General features: G+C 65.2%; 16 protein-coding genes. 5 read left to right on the forward strand and 11 right to left on the reverse strand.

Annotated elements, in window-relative coordinates; all coding sequences use genetic code 11:
- Positions 1-457 precede the first annotated feature (457 nt).
- On the forward strand, positions 458-1,093 hold the full coding sequence (locus ACSFCA_RS10305) for a class I SAM-dependent methyltransferase (protein WP_435459437.1): 636 nt from the start codon (positions 458-460) through the stop codon (positions 1,091-1,093).
- A gap of 491 nt (positions 1,094-1,584) precedes the next feature.
- On the opposite strand, the gene ACSFCA_RS10310 is transcribed toward ACSFCA_RS10305, so the two are convergent.
- The gene (locus ACSFCA_RS10310; RefSeq protein WP_093176449.1) at positions 1,585-2,586 is read right to left on the reverse strand and encodes a hypothetical protein; all 1,002 of its coding nucleotides are present in this window, start codon (positions 2,584-2,586) and stop codon (positions 1,585-1,587) included.
- A 361-nt stretch (positions 2,587-2,947) separates the two neighbouring features.
- Between ACSFCA_RS10310 and ACSFCA_RS10315 the strand changes: the two genes are divergently transcribed.
- Entirely contained in the window at positions 2,948-3,196 is a 249-nt protein-coding gene (locus ACSFCA_RS10315; protein ID WP_435459438.1) for a hypothetical protein, read from the forward strand.
- Positions 3,197-3,397: 201 nt separating this feature from the next.
- On the opposite strand, the gene ACSFCA_RS10320 is transcribed toward ACSFCA_RS10315, so the two are convergent.
- Together ACSFCA_RS10320 and ACSFCA_RS10325 are read right to left on the reverse strand one after the other, a co-directional pair.
- Complete coding sequence (locus ACSFCA_RS10320) at positions 3,398-5,137, reverse strand: cytochrome c biogenesis protein DipZ (protein WP_435459830.1); 1,740 nt, start codon at positions 5,135-5,137, stop codon at positions 3,398-3,400.
- Between the two features lie 35 nt (positions 5,138-5,172).
- A complete protein-coding gene (locus ACSFCA_RS10325) occupies positions 5,173-6,540 on the reverse strand; it encodes an ATP-binding protein (protein ID WP_435459439.1) in 1,368 nt (455 codons plus the stop codon).
- Positions 6,541-6,788: 248 nt separating this feature from the next.
- Here ACSFCA_RS10325 and ACSFCA_RS10330 point away from each other — a divergent pair, with 248 nt between their 5' ends.
- Together ACSFCA_RS10330 and ACSFCA_RS10335 are read left to right on the forward strand one after the other, a co-directional pair.
- Positions 6,789-7,820, forward strand: coding sequence for an alpha/beta fold hydrolase (locus ACSFCA_RS10330; RefSeq protein ID WP_435459440.1), 1,032 nt, complete (start codon positions 6,789-6,791; stop codon positions 7,818-7,820).
- 98 nt (positions 7,821-7,918) lie between these two features.
- Positions 7,919-8,662 (forward strand): response regulator, encoded by a 744-nt coding sequence (locus tag ACSFCA_RS10335; RefSeq protein ID WP_258350011.1) that lies wholly within the window; start codon positions 7,919-7,921, stop codon positions 8,660-8,662.
- A gap of 215 nt (positions 8,663-8,877) precedes the next feature.
- Here ACSFCA_RS10335 and ACSFCA_RS10340 read toward each other — a convergent pair whose 3' ends face one another.
- From ACSFCA_RS10340 to ACSFCA_RS10365, 6 genes are all read right to left on the reverse strand, one after another.
- Positions 8,878-9,447, reverse strand: coding sequence for a thioredoxin family protein (locus ACSFCA_RS10340; protein WP_435459441.1), 570 nt, complete (start codon positions 9,445-9,447; stop codon positions 8,878-8,880).
- 153 nt (positions 9,448-9,600) lie between these two features.
- The gene (locus ACSFCA_RS10345) at positions 9,601-10,572 is read right to left on the reverse strand and encodes a tripartite tricarboxylate transporter substrate binding protein (RefSeq protein WP_435459442.1); all 972 of its coding nucleotides are present in this window, start codon (positions 10,570-10,572) and stop codon (positions 9,601-9,603) included.
- Between the two features lie 27 nt (positions 10,573-10,599).
- Positions 10,600-11,475, reverse strand: a complete 876-nt coding sequence (locus ACSFCA_RS10350; RefSeq protein ID WP_435459443.1) for an amidohydrolase family protein — start codon at positions 11,473-11,475, stop codon at positions 10,600-10,602.
- A 3-nt stretch (positions 11,476-11,478) separates the two neighbouring features.
- Positions 11,479-12,672: a CoA transferase gene (locus ACSFCA_RS10355; RefSeq protein WP_435459444.1), complete on the reverse strand. Its 1,194-nt coding sequence runs from the start codon at positions 12,670-12,672 to the stop codon at positions 11,479-11,481.
- Between the two features lie 17 nt (positions 12,673-12,689).
- Entirely contained in the window at positions 12,690-13,670 is a 981-nt protein-coding gene (locus ACSFCA_RS10360) for a tripartite tricarboxylate transporter substrate binding protein (RefSeq protein WP_435459445.1), read from the reverse strand.
- Between the two features lie 33 nt (positions 13,671-13,703).
- Positions 13,704-14,576, reverse strand: coding sequence for an HpcH/HpaI aldolase/citrate lyase family protein (locus tag ACSFCA_RS10365; RefSeq protein WP_435459446.1), 873 nt, complete (start codon positions 14,574-14,576; stop codon positions 13,704-13,706).
- Positions 14,577-14,651: 75 nt separating this feature from the next.
- Here ACSFCA_RS10365 and ACSFCA_RS10370 point away from each other — a divergent pair, with 75 nt between their 5' ends.
- Entirely contained in the window at positions 14,652-15,557 is a 906-nt protein-coding gene (locus ACSFCA_RS10370; RefSeq protein WP_435459447.1) for a LysR family transcriptional regulator, read from the forward strand.
- Here ACSFCA_RS10370 and ACSFCA_RS10375 read toward each other — a convergent pair.
- A complete protein-coding gene (locus tag ACSFCA_RS10375; RefSeq protein WP_435459448.1) occupies positions 15,554-16,243 on the reverse strand; it encodes a substrate-binding domain-containing protein in 690 nt (229 codons plus the stop codon). The genes ACSFCA_RS10370 and ACSFCA_RS10375 overlap by 4 nt on opposite strands.
- Before the next feature lie 2 nt (positions 16,244-16,245).
- Entirely contained in the window at positions 16,246-17,136 is an 891-nt protein-coding gene (locus ACSFCA_RS10380) for a DUF1932 domain-containing protein (RefSeq protein WP_435459449.1), read from the reverse strand.
- Positions 17,137-17,140 lie beyond the last annotated feature (4 nt).

Consider the following 17,140-nt stretch of genomic DNA (forward strand, 5'->3'; position numbering starts at 1 on the left):
TGCCTGCATGCTCGGCATCCGAAAAACTGATCTGGCTCATCGTTGGCGCTCCTTCATTCAGCATGCGTAATCAACGTTCAGAGCGGCCATCCGTGGACTTGATCAGATGTTCCCTAGATTTTCAGCTGGCGTACGAGGCTAGCGAACGCAAAGCTCGAGTCGATGAAGCGCCGAAGAACGGGCGCTTCCGATACCTGGTTGTTTCGCTCTGGTCCGTCCTACTGATTGGCGCCGCCGCAGTTAGCATCGTCGGCGCCTACAAGCCTGGGCAGGTAGAACACTACGCGGTTCGCGAGCGGATGAGAAAGGGGGCAGATGGGCCATCTGTGCCAGCTGGCGCATCTGCACCGGCTGCATCGCCGGCTGCCAGCGCAGCTCCGACGCTGTCAAATAACAAGCCCCCTCAAGCCTCGACGTCAGCGCCGACCGCTCCGGCTTCTGAGGCGGCCAACGTTAAATGACCAGCGCTGGATCCCCGTGGCTGCGCGAGGTCGTCGAATACTATGACGAACGTGCCGATGTACTGTTTGACAGATACGAATCCGTCCCTTTTGAACGTGTTCATGGGGATCTGCTCAAGCATCTGCCAGCGGCTGGCGGGATGTGTCTGGACATTGGGGCTGGCTCTGGTCGTGATGCGGCCTATTTAGCTCAGCGTGGATGTGTTGTCACCGCCGTCGAGCCAAGCTCGCAGCTGCGAAAACGTGCGTCCTTAGCCCATTCCGGACTACCGATACGTTGGATCGACGATACGCTCCCCCCGTTGCACGAAGTGCTGAAAGGCGGACGCTCAAAATACGACTTTATCCTAGTCAGCGCCGTCTGGATGCACATCCCGCCAGATCGGCGGGAGGAGGCCGTCGAGGTCCTCCGCCAACTGGTCAAGCCGACCGGTATCGTCGTGATCAGCATTCGCAGCACTCGTCTGGAAGATGGACGGATCTTTTTCAGCGCGGAGTCAGGCAGGTTGCCCGAACTGACAGCGGGAGGGGGCTTCCAAGTTTCGATGATCGCTTCGCCCAACAATGATGTCTATGGTCGAGAGGTCCACTGGACCAAGTACCTGCTCTTCCCTCGTGGGCCGATTACCTGAGGATTGGATTGGTGGTGGTCTCAAGGGCGATCGCGTATCGTCTGAACTGCTGGAGTGGCACCCGCAGCGGTTGCTTCGCCTTGAAGGCCCAATGCCTCTTTGCGGCAATCGCCGCATAGATATCGGAGGTGGGCATCGGACGGATCGTCTCCCGCAGACCGACACAGACGCTGCACCCGATCGTTGAATCGCCGGCAAGCATTGTGCCCGCCCGTCTGCTCGTATTCGACGGCTGTGTCGATCTCTTCCAGGTTGGAAAGCGCAGTAGGGGTACAAAAGGGGGTACAAAAGTCTTTTCGAATTGACTAAAGCGAGCATTCATGCGGGCTACCAGCCATCTTTAGATCGGTTTCACACGACCAAAATCAGTAGATAGAACGACGGGTTACGCTCACAAGGCGTAACCCGTTTTTCTTTGATAGAGCCAGCCAGAAATAGACGGCATCAGTCCAGAGTAGTGTTGGACTGCCGACCAACTTCTGGTGCTGCGACTAAAGCGGCTTCTTGGGACCTTCCTTCGGCCAAACCAACTCCTTGCCGGCGTATCCGATTGCGCACAAGGTCGCAACCACGGCAGTCGCGTGGAAGCTCGCTCTGCTTGCCCTGATCACATAGCCTCTGACTCCTCTGGCGCCGGGGTAGTACTGGGGAAGGCTTCGGTGCGCGACTTTGTGCGGCCTGACCGGATCTTCCTCGGATATGAAGATGGCGTTGGGTCGATTCGCAGGACCAACGAAGACTTTGCCCACGACGACACGGTTCTTGTTCTGGAAAAACAAGGGCTTATTTGTGAAATAGTCTTCCCAGACGTCAGCAACCAGCGATGTCTCGACTGACAAGGTGGGCTTGGTGAAGTCGTGATTGCCCAACCAGCCGAAAAAGTAGCCCAGCAGGTCGTACTGGCCTCGTTGAAGTCGTGGAGCAATGCCGTGCCAGAGCGCGTTGTCGGTCAGCGGGTGTCCCATTCGCACGTTCGCCACGGAATTGGAAAGTCCCAAGGCCAATGAATTCCCGTATGCCAGCTGCCTGGTTTGTGGCAGTCCTGCTGCTTGAGCCGCGACGACCGCCAGCACCTTTGCCAGCGCACTGACCCATTGCGCCCAGATCACGAAGAGCCGTGGGGTAACTATCACGTCGACCCAACTCGTCAGATAGAGCGTGCCGATCCGGTCGACGAATCGTCCAAGGGTTATCTGCTTGTTCAGGTACTCGCAAACACACTGCTGGATCACATGGTCGGCCACATGATGCGCCCGCATGGTGTTCTGGCCGGGGACCGAGACCCCCGTCTTTGACGTCGTGCCAGTGTGAGGCACACCAGCCAGATACCTCTGCTCGACCAACCCCAGCGGGTTATAGCCGCCCAGAGGGTACATGGCTCGTTGCAGCCAGGAGGTCGATCGGTCGACGAACAGCGTCGTACTTTGTTGAAAGTCGTTCCTGCCCCTGACTTCGAAGCGTGGAGGCGGGCCTGGATTGAAGACGATCGGCATGGCTTTGCATTGCCACCTCTTATGTCGCCCGACTGGCTTGTGTGGCCTCCTCTTGCGTAAATGTAAGTTTGCGTCACACAAGATGCAAGTCGGGCCGTCTATCGCTTGCGTGGTGGCGAATGACGGTGCGGGCAAAAAAAAGCTCGCACAAGGCGAGCTGAAGGACCCCGTTGTCGCATGGGGTCGGAGGGAGGAGCCCGCCGGAGGGAGGCGGGCAAGCCGATGATCGCGACCAATCTGGGAGACATTGAGGATGAGGGGTGCGCCGGATATCCCCTGATGGCAATCTTGAAGTATTGCTAATGCAAAGGAACTAGTTCCTTGGGGCGCAGCGGGTTCGAGGCCTATCCTCAGCCTCAACATGAATGTCCAGCAACAACAACTACAACTCCTCGTCGATCTGCCCGATGGCTGGTCGAGCCGCATCGATATCAAGCAGACCACCAGCGGCCGCTATGCGGGCGTTGCCGAGTTGAGCCTTCGTGGACTCAGGCGGGGAGTGGTCGTATTCATGCAGCAGCCCACGCTGGAGGCTGCATTGCAACGTGTGCGGCTTCGGGCCAGCCAGTTCGCGAGAGAGCGGCTCTCCTTGCCGGGTGCCAAGTCGTAGATGCTGCTCTTGCAGGTTGGGCTTTTCTATCCCACACATGAGGATTCCCAACCCACGAGCACACCGTCGCGCGGCACCATAGGGCTTCACTGAAGGAGAACAACGCCATGAAGGCATTCAGGAAGTTCGTCGGCGGCGCTATTTCTATCGCCGGGGCCGTGGTGCTTGTAGCTCAGCACCTATGAGCAGCGCCAAGGGCGATCACCCGAAGGTGAAGACGTAGGCCTGCGCGCCCGCGTCAAGAAATTCGATCTCGAACAGGCGGTCTTTTTCGTTCACCGTCTGGCGCACCAGTTGATACAGCCGCTGTCCGTCGATGGTGCCGTTGCCTTGCGCATCGGTATCGGTGCCGTGGTCCGCCAGTGGCGGCTTGCCGTCGATCAGCACTTTGAAGCGCACGGGCTTGCCATCGGCCGACGGGCCGAGCACCAGATGCAGGTCGCGTGCATGGAAGCGATAGGCGACGCGCCCATTGGCCCGCGCCAGCACCGCGCGTTCGCTCTCCACCGTCCATTCGCCGCTCAGAGCCCATTGGTTGGCGCGCAGTGACGAAGCCGCGGGATAGACCCGTGCACGATCCTTCGCGATGCCGCCAGGCGAGGCGAAGCTCTGCGCGCGCTCGTAGCCCAGGTAGGTTTCGCCCGACAGGGCCGGCGACACAGCCGGCGCAGCCTGCGTACCCTGGCCTTCCGGAGAGACCGTGTCGGCCGGCACGACGGGCCGCCCGGCTTCCGCCAGCAACTGCTGGATGACCTGCTCCGACTTCGCGTACTGCCCCTCGCCGAACTGGTGATGCCTGATGCGGCCCTGCGCATCGACGACATAGAACGCCGGCCAGTACTGGTTACCGAAGGCACGCCAGATCGCGTAGTTGCTGTCGACGGCCACCGGGAAGCCGATGCCCAGGTCCTTCGTTGCGCGGCGCACGTTGGCAGGCTGCTTCTCGAACGCGAACTCCGGCGCATGCACGCCGACTACCACCAGCCCGGCATCCTTGTACTTCTCTGCCCATGCGCGAACGTAGGGCAGGGTGCGCAGGCAGTTGATGCACGAGTAGGTCCAGAAGTCGACCAGCACCACCTTGCCGCGCAGGCTCTCGGGCGTCAGCGGTGCGGAGTTGATCCATTCGGTGGCGCCGGCCAGCGAAGGAAGACTACCTTCGTCGGCTAGCGCCAATGCGGGCTTCTTGGGCTCCGATTGCTGCAAGGGCAGCGGCGTGGGCATGGGCATATCGATCTTCTCCACCAGCGCCTTCTCCAATGCCGAAGTGGTGCCTACCGAAAGGCGGCTGAGCAGTCCGGTGTCCAGCCCCAGCGCAATGGCGCCGACACCTACGAGAACGGCCACGCCAGCCAAGCGCCGCATCCATTCGCCGGTGCGCAGCGACCCCTTCATCGCCGAGAACAGCCGACCGCCAAAGAGCAGCGCAGCCGCCAGCGAGGTGCACGCACCGGCCGCATAGGCCAGCAGCAGCAAGGACGTGCCGATGCTCGCTCCATTGAGCGCAGCGCCCGTCAGGATCAGCCCGAGGATCGGCCCTGCGCACGGCGCCCACAGCAGCCCCGTGCCGACCCCCAGCAGCAGCGGCGAGAACACTGACGCCTTCTCAGAGGCAGGCCCAGACAACCGCAAGCCAAGCGCCACCAGCGGACGGCTCAGCCGATCAGCCACCGATGGAAACAGCAGCGTCACGCCGAACACCGCCAGCAACGCAATCGCCGCACTGCGCCCGTACTCGTTGAGTGCCACGACCCAGCCGCCGCCCACTGCCGCCAGCGTGGCGATGGCCGAGAACGCCAGCGCCATGCCCAGCAGCATGGGCAGGCCATGCGAGCGGAACGGCCGGTCGGCGCGCGCGAAGACGAACGGGAGCACGGGCAGGATGCACGGGCTCAGGATGGTGAGCACACCACCCAGGTAGGCAACGATGAGGAGGAGCATGGTCAAGGTCTGGTCAATAGAGGGATGAGCGCGGCTCAGTTCGGCGGCGCGGCACGAGTGCCCATGGTCAGCCGGGCTTCGAGCCCGCCTTCGGGTCGGTTGCGCAGCACCAGCTCCGCGCCCATCGCCATCGCCAATTGGTGAGCGATGGCCAGGCCCAGCCCGGTGCCGCCGGTGTTGCGGTTGCGCGAGCCTTCCACGCGGTAGAAGGGCTTGAGCACGTTCTCCAGCTGGTCGGGCGGAATGCCTGGTCCGTTGTCGATCACGGCCAGCACCAGGCGGTCGGCCTCGGCGTGCACCTGCAGGCGCACGTCGGTGCCGAACTTCAGCGCGTTGTCGATCAGGTTCGTCAAGATTCGCCGCAGCGCATTCGGCCGCGTCACGATGGGCTCGCCCGTGCGGCCTTCGAGCAGCACCTGCTCGCCTGAATCTTCGTAGTCGGCCACCATGCTCTCGAACAGCGCGTCGGCGTCGATGCGGCATGGCGGCTCGGTGGCACCGTGCAGCGTGCGCGCGTAGGTCACGCCTTCGCGCACCAGGGCGTGCATCGCATCCAGGTCCTGGCGGAACTTGTCGCGGTCTTGGTCGCTGTCCATCAGGTCGGTGCGCAGCCGCATGCGGGTGATGGGCGTCTGCAGGTCGTGCGAGATGGCCGCAAGGATCTCCACGCGCTCGGCCATGTAGCCCGCAATGCGCTTCTGCATCGCGTTGAATGCGCGCGCCGCGTGCTTCACCTCGGTCGGGCCTTCTTCGGGCAGTTGCTGGCCCTTCAGGTCCGGCCCCAGTTCATCGGCCGCGTCGGCCAGCTGCGCCAGCGGCCGCGTGACCAGCCGCACGGCATACCAGGCGCACACGGCCAGCACCAGCAGCTGTATCCACAACAGCCACATCACCCAACTCGACACCGGCATGTCCACGCGCCGCGCATGCACGACCACGGAAGACCCGTCTGACAGCCGTACCTGGATCTGCAAGCTTTGCGGTGGGCTGCCCACCTGGCCGACCTTGACGATCTCGAATGGGCGCATCGCATCGGTGATGGCGGCGGCGAACTGCTGCGACATCGGCGTGTCGGGCGGCGTGCCCTGCGCGCTGCCGCCCAGCACGAAGCGGTAGTTGCGCCGCTCCAGCCGTGCGAGCCAGCTTTCTCGCTCGGCGGCCGGCAGCCGGTCGAGGATGGCGACCGAGCTCGCGATGTCACGCTCGATGCCGATCATCATCAGCTCTCGCATCGCGATGCCGCGTTCGTAGCGAATCGCCGTGAAGGTCAGCAGCTGCGCAATGGCCAGCCCGATGACGATGATCAGCGTCACGCGCGAGAACAGTGAGCGCGGCAGCAGTCGGCGCAGGCCTGCGGGGTTGGCCGGGGCGAGGGGCGCGGGGAGGCTTGCGGATGTAGGCATGGGCTGGTTTATAGACCCGGGCTCGCGCCGCAGATCACTTCTTTGTATTGCAGTGTGTTGGGCTGCGAACGGGACATACAACATTACCTGCCGAGGCTCAGATGCCGTCGCAGCTTCGGCTTTGTATGGCCGTGTATCCGGCGCGGCCCGTACACACGGCCATACAAGAACACCCCTGGCATGACACATGCCGCATACATCCGGCGCATTCAATCGTTCCGTCGCCAACACAAACGAAGGAACGTCCCATGTCCGAAGAACCCGTCAACCGCCAACGCCGCTTCCTGCTGGGTGGCGCCGCCGCCAGCCTCGCTGCCGTCGAGCTGGCATTCATGAGCAGCACCGCCCACGCGGCAGATGCCGTGCCCGCCGCCAGACCGCGCAAGCTGGAGCCCATCCGCCAGATCAAGGCCGGCGAGCTCGATGTCGGCTACTACGAGGCCGGCCCCGCCGATGGCATTCCGGTGCTGCTGATGCACGGCTACCCCTACGACATCCACAGTTACGCCGAAGTCGCGCCGCTGCTCGCGGCCCGTGGCTGCCGCGTGATCGTGCCGCACCTGCGCGGCCACGGCACCACGCGCTTTCTCGACAGCGCCAACCCGCGCTCTGCGCAGCAGGCGGCAGTGGCGCTCGACCAGATCGCGCTGCTCGACGCCCTCAAGATCGACCGCGCCGTCATCGTCGGCTACGACTGGGGCGCGCGCACCGGCTGCATCATGGCGGCGCTCTGGCCTGAGCGTTGCATCGGGCTGCTCTCGGTCAACGGCTACATCATGACCAACCGCCCCGGCAACAAGCTGCCATTGCCCGCGAAGGTCGAGCTGGGCTGGTGGTACCAGTACTACTTCGCCACCGAGCGCGGCCGGCTTGGCCTGGAAGCGAACCGGCGCGACATCGCGCGCATCCTGTGGACCACGAATTCGCCGAAGTGGGCATATGACGATGCCACCTTCGAGCGCACCGCCGCGTCGTTCGACAACCCCGACTACGTGCAGATCGTCATTCACAACTACCGCTGGCGCCTGGGTCTTGCAGACGGCTTCGCACAGTACGAGGAATACGAGAAGCGCCTGGCCGCGTTCCCGGCGATCAAGGTGCCTACGATCACGATGGACGGCGACTCCGACGGTGTCGTGCCGGCCACTGACGGCAAGGCTTATGCCGCGAAGTTCACGGGGCCGCGCACGCACCTGGTCGTGAACGCGGGTCACAACGTGCCGCAGGAGACACCGCAAGTCTTTGCCGATGCGGTGTGGAAGCTCGCGTCGGCAACGTAGTGTGGCCGTCCGGGGCGCTGGATACACAGGAATACAAACCCGCTTGTCCCGGCCCGCAGCCGGGCTACATTGCGGCTTCCGACGTACCGGCCACCTGCATGACGACCTCGAAGACTTCCGACCACATCCTCATCGTCGACGACGATAGGGAAATCCGCGAACTGCTCACCACGTACCTGGTCAAGAACGGCCTGCGCGTGGTCGCGGTGCCCACGGGGCGGCACATGCGCGCGGCGCTGGAGGAGTCTGGGCCGTTCGATCTCATCATCCTCGACCTGATGCTGCCGGGCGAAGATGGGCTCACGCTGTGCCGTGACCTGCGCACGGGCAAGTACAAGGCCACGCCGATCCTCATGCTCACTGCGCGCAGCGAGGAGGCGGACCGCATCCTCGGTCTGGAAATGGGCGCAGACGACTACTTGGCCAAGCCGTTCTCTGCCCGCGAGCTGCTGGCGCGCATGCGCTCGGTGTTGCGCCGCACGCGCATGCTGCCGCCGAACATGCGCTCGACCGAGTCGGCCTCGAAGCTGGCGTTTGGCGAGTGGCAGGTCGACACCACGGCGCGCCATCTGATCGACGACAGCGGGGTGATGGTGGCTCTCAGCGGTGCGGAGTACCGGCTGCTGCGCGTGTTTCTCGACCATCCGCAGAAGGTGCTGAGCCGCGATCAGCTGCTGAGTCTTACGCAGGGGCGCGAGGCCGAACTTTTCGAGCGCTCGATCGACCTGCTCGTGAGCCGGCTGCGCCAGCGTCTGCGAGACGATGCGCGCGAGCCGCGCTTCATCAAGACGGTGCGCAGCGAGGGCTACGTTTTTTCTTCGACTGTCGAGGCGTTGGACTGAATCGTGCTGTGATGCACTGGCAGCTCACCGGGTTGCGTATCTCGTGGGTGATGCCGCCTGCAAGGAAAAGGAGGGCGAACCAGAGCTTCTTCATTTCTGTTGCTTCGTCGTGCGTTGTGTTGTTGGGGCTCTTGTTCGGGGTGCGTGCGAATGACACCGGGTGCTCCCCTCCGCGAATGTCCCCCGTCGGCGTGATCGCACCCTGAACAAAGCTCTCAGGACCCCACCGGCGCAGGCTCAGCCAGCAGCGCCTGGATCTTCTTCTCCGTGGTGCCGTAGCTGCCTTCGCCAAAGTGCGAATAGACGATCTTTCCCTGCTTGTCGATCAGGTACACCGCAGGCCAGTACTGGTTCCTGAAGGCCTTCCAGGTGCCGTAGCTGTTGTCCTGTGCCACCGCGTGCTTGATCTGCAGCCGCTGGATCGCGTCCTTCACGTTCTTCGTCGATTTCTCGTACGCGAACTCCGGCGTGTGCACGCCGACGATGACCAGGCCCTTGTCCTTGTACTTCTCGTTCCAGTCCTTCACGTAAGGCAGGTGGTTGAGGCAGTTGATGCAGGTGTAGGTCCAGAAATCGACCAGCACTACCTTGCCGCGCAGCTCACTGAGCTTCAGCGGCTGCGAGTTGAGCCAGGTGTCGATGTTCTGGAACTCCGGCGCGGGCACTGCCTCGGCGGCCGGAACGTCTCCGCCGAGCGGCGATGGTGCGGCAAAGGTCAGCGTGAGGGCCGCCGCCGAGGCCGCGATGGCGACGGCGAAGAAAAGGGCGGAGGAGTGAATGCGCATGGTGGTTCCTTCGGAAGAGTGGCGGGCGTTCGTCTGCGAACGGAGCCGATTCTTCGTTGGGCCACCCTGCCGTGGCGTGAAACGCGTATGCCTCTGTATCCGCGGGGAGAAACCCACACACTACGTTTCACTCACACCCCGTCGAGTGCAGGATCAATCGACCCTGATGTTGCGTGCCTTCACCAGCGCGTTCACTCTTGCCGTCTCGTCCTGCACGAACTTCGCGAATGCCTCCGGCGTGGTGCCGGCCGGCTCCAGGCCGAGCTGCAGCAGCTTTTGCCGCACCGTCGGGTCGCTGACCGCAGCCTGCACCGCCTTGCCGAGTTTCTGCACGATGTCGGCCGGCGTGCCCTTGGGCAGGAACACGCCGTTCCACTCGACCACGTTGTAGCCCGGCAGGCCCGACTCGGCGAGCGTCGGCGTGTCTGGCAGCCCTGGCACGCGCTTGACGGAGCTCACGCCCAGCGCGCGCAGCTTGCCACCCTTGACGTAGCCCAGCGTCGACGCCACGTTGCCGAAGTAGGCCGACACCTGCTCGCCCATCACGTCGGTCAGTGCGGGCGCGCCGCCTTTGTAGGGCACGTGCATCAGGTTGATCTTCGCTTGCTCGTTCAATGCTTCGCCCGCCAGGTGCGAGCCGGTGCCGCCGCCTGCCGACGCAAAGCTCAGCTTGCCCGGGTTCTTGCGCGCGAAGTCGATGAACTCCGCCACGGTCTTGTAGGGCGCACTGGTCGGCACGACGAGGATCTGCGGTGCGGTGGCTACCAGCGACACCGGAATGAAATCTTTCGCCGCGTCGAAGGGCAGCTTGCGCAGCGACGGGTTCACCGAGAACGCCGATGCGTCGTAGAGCACGGTGTAGCCGTCGCCGGCCGCCTTGGCCACGTTGTCGGCGCCGATCACGCCACCCGCGCCCGGCTTGTTGTCGATCACGATCTGCTGGCCCAGTGCTGTGCTCATCTGCTGCGCCACGATGCGCGCGGTGTTGTCGGCGCCGCCGCCCGCGGCGTATGGCACCACCATGCGGATGGGCTTGTCGGGCCAGGCGGCCCAGCTCAGCAGGGGAGCGGCGCAGGCGGCCAGCGCTACGACGGATTTCAGAAGGCGCTTCTGTGGTTGCTTCATGCCAATGTCTCGGAGTTTGTTTGTAGTTCAGGAGAAGTCGTAGAGCCGCGCCGGGTTGTCCACCAGCACGCGGCGGCGCGCGGCCTCGTCGGGAATCCATTGGCCCAGCAGGTCGAACAGCTGTGCGTCGTCGGGCTTGGCGGCGCGCTCGGTCGGGTGAGGCCAGTCGCTGCCCCACACCACGTGGTCGGGTGCGTGCCGTACCCAGGCTTGTGCGACGCCCGTCGTGTCGGCATAGCCGCCTTCCGCACCGACACGCGAATCCAGGTAGGCGCCCGACAGCTTGATCCACGTGCGGCCGTTGTCGAGCAGCCGGCGCACGACGTCGTATGTGGGGTGCGCCAGTGCATCGGGCAGCGGCAGCCGGGCGAGATGGTCGAAGACGATCGTGCAGGGCAGGCGCGCGAGCAGCGCCGCATGCTCGACGATCTGGTTGGCATTCCAGTGCAATTGCACATGCCAGCCGAGCGCATGCACCCGCTGCGCCAGCGGCTCGACCATGGCGAAGTCCGTCGACGCATTCATCGGCGTGTACAGCGTGAACCGGATGCCGCGGATGCCGCCCGCGTGCAGGCGTTCGAGTTCGGTATCGCTCACCTCGGGCCGCACCACCGCCACGCCGCGTGTGTGCTCTGCTCCGAGAGCCTGGATGGCTGTCAGCGTCACGCCGTTGTCGGTGCCGTGGGCGCGCGGCTGCACGACCACCGTGCGCTGCGTGCCGATGCGTTGCTGAAGCAGGTGGTAGTCGGCCGCGGTGGCGTGATCGAGCATGGCGCCGGGCGGACCGTGCAGCGCGAAGCGTCGGTCGTACACATGCATGTGCGTGTCGCATGCGCCTTCGGGTGCCGCGCTGACGGGCTTGCGAGTGCCGCTGCTGTGGGGCACCGCGATGTCGGTGCGCATGGCCTATTCGTCCACGCGCTGTGCGGCCAGCACGACCCCGGTGTGCTGTCCCAGCGTCGGCGCGGCAAAGGGCTCGGGCCCCGGCGTCCGGCCGAATCGCACCGGCCTGGTGAAGCCGCGGTACGAGCCGAGCGTGGGGTGCGCAAAGTTCGTCACCATGTCCTCGGCCAGCACCTGTTCGTTGTCGAACATGTCTTCCACGGTGCGGGCGGCGGAGCAGGGCACTTCCTCGCCGAACAGTTCTTCCCATTCGAGTGCGGTGCGCGCGGCCAGTGCGACGCGCAGCTTCGGAACGATCTCGGCGGCATGCTGCGCGCGCTTGCGCACCGAGTCGTAGCGCTCGTCGGCAGCCAGTTCCGGCAGGCCGACCTTGGTGCACAGCGCCTGCCAGAAATGCGGCGTGTTGGCCGAGATATAGATGTGGCCCTCGCGCGTGGGGTGGAGGCCGGTGATGCCGCCCGAGCGCATGTCGCGCCCCACGTCTTTCGGCTCGCCCTCGGCCCACACCATGCGGGCCGACTGCATCGTGAGCGCGGAGCGCAGCAGCGACACGCCGACAAACTGGCCTTCGCCGCTTTTCTCCCGCTCGTACAGCGCCGATGCCACGCCGGCAGCCACCAGCGCGGCCGCGTAGTAGTCGACCACCGAGCCGTAAATGATCTCGGGCGGCTCGCCGCGCTTGCCCTGCAGCGCGCACATGCCGGTCATGGTCTGCAGCACCTGGTCGTAGCCCGCCTTCTCGCGCAGCGGCCCGGTCTCGCCATAGCCGGTGACGGCGCAGTAGATCAGGCGCGGGTTCACCGTCTTCAGCTGGTCGTACGCAATGCCCAGCCGCGGCGGCACGCTGGGGCGAAAGTTGTGCACCAGCACGTCGGCAGTGCGCGCCAGTGCCATCAGCGCGGCAAGGTCTTGCGGGTTCTTGAGGTCGAGCACCACGCCCAGCTTGCTGCGATTGACGCCGATGAACGCGCGGCTCTCGGCTTCCAGCGTCGATGGGTACTTGCGCAGGTTGTCGCCGGTGGGCGGCTCGATCTTGATGACTTCCGCGCCCTGATCGGCCAGCAGCGAGCAACCGTACGGGCCCGCGATGTAGGCGCTCAGGTCGAGCACGCGCAGGCCGCTCAACGGGCCGGCGGGGCCCTGGCGCGCGGGCAGGTGCTTGTCGTCGCCAGCGTTGTCGGGGGCGGTAGTGCTCATGGGGTCTCTTTCTTTCCTCAGTCGGCTGTGATGTTCTGTTGCTTGGCCAGCTTCTTCCAGCGCTCCACGTCGTCGGCGATGACGGTGCCGAACTGCGCCGGCGTCAGCGGCGTGGCGATGGCGCCTTCGCGCAGGAAGTTGGCCGTGATCTCGGGCCTGGTCAGGATCTGGTTGACGGCCCCGTTGAGCTTTGCGACCACGTCGGGCGGCGTGCCTGCCGGTGCCAGCAGGCCCCACCAGAGTTCGAATTCGTAGCCGGGCACTGCAGTGGCCATCGGTGTGAGATCGGGTGCGACGGGGCTCGACTTCAGGCTCGTGATGCCCACCGCGCGCAGCTTGCCGGCACGCACCATCGGCAGTAGCGACGGGCCGCTTGAAATCAGCAGCTGCGTCTGGTTGCCGATCAGGTCGGTCACGGCCGGACCCATGCCCTTGTAGGGGATGTGCGCGATCTGCAGGTCGCCCACCTTGGCCTTGAGCAGCTCGGTGCCGAACTGGTTCACGCTGCCCGAGCCGGACGAGGCGTAGTTGTACTGGCCGGGCTTGGCCTTGATGGCGGCGATCAGCTCGGCCGGTGTCTTCGCGGGAAACTCGTTGTTGACCGCGACGATGAACGGGCCCTTGGCGAACATGGCCACGGGCGCGAGGCCCTTGACCGGATCGAAGGGCATCTTCGATTGCACGGCCGCATTGGTCGTCATGCTGGACGACACCGCCACCAGCGTGTAGCCGTCGGGGGTGGCGCGCGCCACCTGTGCCGTGCCGGTGTTGCCGCTCGCGCCGGGGCGGTTGTCGATGATCACGGGCTGCTTGAGCTGGTCGCCCAGTTCCTTGGCGACCTGTCGCGCGAAGGTGTCGTTGGAGCCGCCGGCCGGGTAGGGCACCACGATCGTGATGGCCTTGCTGGGGTAGGCGCCTTGGGCGAATGCCGCGCTGGTGAGCGCTGCCGCTGCAACAACAGCGAGCACGCGCGGGCGAAGGATGGATGGGAATTGCATTTTGTTGTCTCCGGTTTCTTATTGATGGAAAGCTCAGCTCGCAAGCAGCCCGAGGCTGCGTGCACTCTCGACGATCGCGCGTGCGCGAATCACAAAGGGGATGTCGATCATTTTTCCGTCCACCACGTAGGCACCGACGCCGTTGGCATCGGCCTCACGGGCCGCCTCGACCACCTTGCAGGCATGCGCAATCTCTTCATCGGTGGGACGGAACACCTCGTTGGCAATGGCGATCTGGCTCGGGTGGATGCAGGTCTTGCCCAGAAAGCCGAGGTCGCGCGCCAGCATGGCTTCGGCGCGATAGCCCTCGGCATCGCGGATGTTCGCGAACGCGCCGTCGTAGGCATACACGCCCGCTTCACCGGCTGCGATGCGCACCGCGAACATGGCCTGGCGAATCGCGGAAGGTTCGCGCCGGGCGATGCCCAGCGGCTCGAACAGGTCGCCCAGCCCCAGCTGCAGCCCCGATACGCGCGGATGCGCCAGTGCGAGTTCCGCTGCCGTGCGTAAGGCAGTGGGTGTCTCGATGTTCAGCAGCAGGCCAATGGGCGCCTGCACGCCGTTAGAGCGTTCGGCGCGCTCGATGGCTTCTACCGCCGTGCGCACGTGCGCCGGGCTTTGCGGCTTCGGCAGGTTGATCAGGTGCACGCCGGCCTGCGCCACCGCCGCCACGTCGCACTCGAAGTGCGGCGTGTCCATGGCGTTGACGCGAACGATCAGTGTCTTTTGCGAGGAGGTCGCATCGCCGCTGGCAAGCAGCAGCTGGCGCACGGTCTCGCGCGCCTCGTCCTTGCGCGGCTCGGACACCGCGTCTTCCAGGTCGAGGCAGATGGCGTCCGCCGCACTGGCCAGTGCCTTGGCGAACAGTTCAGGACGGGTGCCGGGAACGAAGAGTTTGCTTCTCATGCATGCAGTGTCCGCAGTTCATGAGAAGAGAAAAACAGCTGCTCCCTGCGATCAGATCGCAGAAAATCTATCTTCATGGAAACGGCCTACCTGCAAAGCTTTCTTCTGGTGGTGGAGTCGGGCTCGATGTCGGAGGCCGCGCGCCGGCTCGACCTGACGCCCGGCGCGGTGGCGCAGCAGATCCGCGCGCTGGAGCGGGAGCTCAACGCACCGCTGCTCGCGCGCGCCGGCCGCACGGTGCAGCCGACCGAGGCGGGGCACCGGCTGGTGCAGCGGGCCCGCACGCTGCTGCGCGAGGTGAGCGACATCAAGGCGCTGGTGGGCAGCGAGGCGGCCGGCGGCGAGCTGGTCATCGGCACCATCAACACGGCCATCCACAGCCTGCTGCCGGACATCCTCGCGCGCTTCGTGAAGACGCATCCGGGCGTCAAGGTGTATCTGCAGTCGGGCAACACAGCCACGCTCTACAAGGCGATGCAGCAGGGCGAGCTCGATGCGGCCGTGTGCCTGTATCCACCGTTCGCGCTCGCGAAGACATTCGACTGGGCCCTGCTGCGCGAAGAACCGCTGGTGCTGCTCGCGCCGAGCCGCCTAGCGCGGCGCGATCCCCACGAGCTGCTGCGGACCTCGCCGCTCATCCGCTACGACCGCAACCTTGGCGGCGGCAAGCAGGCCGACCGCTACCTTCGTTCGGCAGGCATCGTGCCGCAGGAGCGCTTCGAGCTCAGTTCACTGCTGGCAATCGCCATGATGGTCGATCGCGGCCTCGGCGTGTCGATCGTGCCCGACATCGCCTCGCCGCTGCTCGATGGGCAGCGCATCGCGAAGATTCCGCTGCCGCTGCCTTCGGAGACGCGGCGCTTCGGCGTCCTGTGGCAGCGGGCATCGCCGCGGCTGAGGCTGATTCACGGCTTTGTCGAGAGCGCGGGGCTTGTCATTGCTGGCAAGGGCAATGGTTCTCGCAAGTCGGCGGCCCGTTAGGCAGGCTCCATGCCGTGGCGGCGTTTCGCTTCTGCAGCGTCGGCTGAGGCCAGGTACGCGAGCAGCCCGCGCGCGGCATCCGGCTGCGAAGCGCATGAGCCCGGTGCTGCGCTGAAGATCGTGGTGATCTGGATTTCCGGTGGCAACGGCCCCAGCAGCGCGATGCCTTCGACGCCAATCAGCTCGCTCAGTTGCTGAAAGCCCAGTGCGGCCTCTCCCCGCGCGATCAGCGAGCCCACCGGTACACCGGGCGGCGCCTGTACCAATCGACCCTTGATGGTGTCGGCGATGCCCCAGCGTTCGAACAGCGCGCTCAGGGCAACGCCACTGGGCCCGGTCGAATACGCGACGCTGGCCGCACCCAGCACGGCGCGCCGCACCGCTTCTTCCGTGGAAATGTCGACTCGCGCAGCGTTCGCGGCAACGGCCACGGCAACGCCGGAACGCACCACGTCGGTCTTGCGCGATGCGTCCACCTTGCCAGCAGCCGCGAGCTTGTCGATGGCATCAGAGGCGAGCACCACCACGTCGAATGGCTCTCCTGCCGAGACACGCTTTGCGGCATCCACGCCGCCCACTGCCTCGAAGGAAGCCGGCACGCCGCTCGTACGCGTGTACGCTGCGGCCAGTTCCAGCAGCAGGCCTTTCGTGGCCATGGAGCAGATGCCCCGTATCGAATTCGACATGGTCATGCGCGGCCGATGAGGCGATCCGCGTAGGCCTGCCAGTCGCTTGCGGCATCCAGCCCCTCGAACAGGCCGTCGCGTGCCTGCGCGGCAACCCAATCCTGCTTGGCCGCGATGGCGGCCGTCATCAGGGGCTCGAAGCCGGCCTCGCGCACGGTCTGCGCCGCTTCGCGCATTTCTTCAGCGCGGCGCTTGCCGTGCTGCACGACGCGGCTGAAGAAGTAGGCGCCTTGCTTGTCCCAGTCGATCTGCGGAAAGGTTTCCTTCAGCGTCGGCAGCACATGCGCTTCCACGCCATAGCGCCTGGCGGTGGTATAGCTTTCGATGACCAGTGCTTCCAGCCCCTTGATCATGATGCTGCGGCTCATCTTGATCGCCGAGGCCACGCCGAGCTGATCGCTCACGACGCGAACGTCCATGCCCCAGGCGGTCAGCGTTTCAGCCAGCGCTCCGGCCTGCGCGCCGCCCAGCAGCATCGGCACGCGGATGCCGTAGGGCGGTACCGAGGTCATGACGCCGGCCTCGACGTAGGCGACGCCCACGGGCTCCAGCACCGCCGCGGCGCGCTGCTTGGTGCCGGGCGATGCCGAGTTGAGGTCGAGAAAACGGCTGCAGGTGCGCGCGTAGCGCGCGGCTTCTTCAGCCACCGCCAGCGTGTTGGAGGCCGTGACGGCCGAGATGAGCAGGTCGGCGCGGCTGCAAAGCTCCTGCATGCTGCTTGCCACGCGCATCCCGTCGCCTTCTGCCGCAGCACGCGCCGCCGCGCCCGTCGCGGAATCGGCGAAGCGCTTGTCCCAGACCCAGACCGCATCCACGCCGCCTTGCCCGCGCAACCCGCGTCCGAAGATGCCGCCCACTTCGCCGTAGCCGATGAGGCCCAGTGTCGTTCCCATGATC

This window comes from Variovorax multivorans (genome assembly GCF_051216835.1).
GTDB lineage: Bacteria > Pseudomonadota > Gammaproteobacteria > Burkholderiales > Burkholderiaceae_C > Variovorax.